The organism is Nocardia abscessus (assembly GCF_015477775.1).
Taxonomy (GTDB): domain Bacteria; phylum Actinomycetota; class Actinomycetes; order Mycobacteriales; family Mycobacteriaceae; genus Nocardia; species Nocardia abscessus_A.
In genome coordinates this window covers 1-520 of record NZ_JADLQO010000071.1, presented here as the reverse complement: position 1 = coordinate 520, position 520 = coordinate 1, and the positions used below count along the sequence as shown (strand labels likewise).

Genomic DNA, 520 nt, shown 5'->3' with positions numbered 1-520 from the left:
GGGGTCACGGTAGTAATCGCCGAAGAATCAACGATATGGCTTGGCCCAGATAACGGGGGCCGCTTCGCGCACGGCCGGGGGCGTGATCGCCGCACGCCGGAAGATGCACTACCCCGGATAACAGCCCTTATCCGGGGTAGTGATGAGACGGCGCAGACTATTCGATCGGCGGCGGTGCGGTGTGGAAGGTGCGTAACAGCGGGTAGCGCCCGCTGTTCATAGCCGTCTTGTACGCGACCATGTCCCCGTTGAAGTAGTAGGACCTGGTGTCGTCGCTGAAGGTCACCTCGACTGGACGCTGCCCGCGACGGCTGACTGGGATGATCCGGCCCTCAGCATGTGCGGCCGCGATCTTGTCCTCCCGTATGCGTTCGCGTTGTTGCCGTTCCCGTTCGGCACTTCGGGCCTGGATCGTCGCGGTGCGCTGCTGCCGCCAACTCAACCATCGGCTCTGTGCCCGGGGAGCGAGAGACTTGACGGTGCCGAGCACCGTCGCAGCGATCAGCGCCACTGCCAGAGA

Annotated in this window: 1 protein-coding gene; it reads right to left on the bottom strand. The window is 64.2% G+C overall.

Annotated features, from left to right (window positions below; translation table 11 throughout):
• Positions 1–157 precede the first annotated feature (157 nt).
• A partial coding sequence (locus tag IU450_RS39315) for a hypothetical protein (protein WP_195154787.1) occupies positions 158–520 on the bottom strand: 363 nt, incomplete at its 5' end.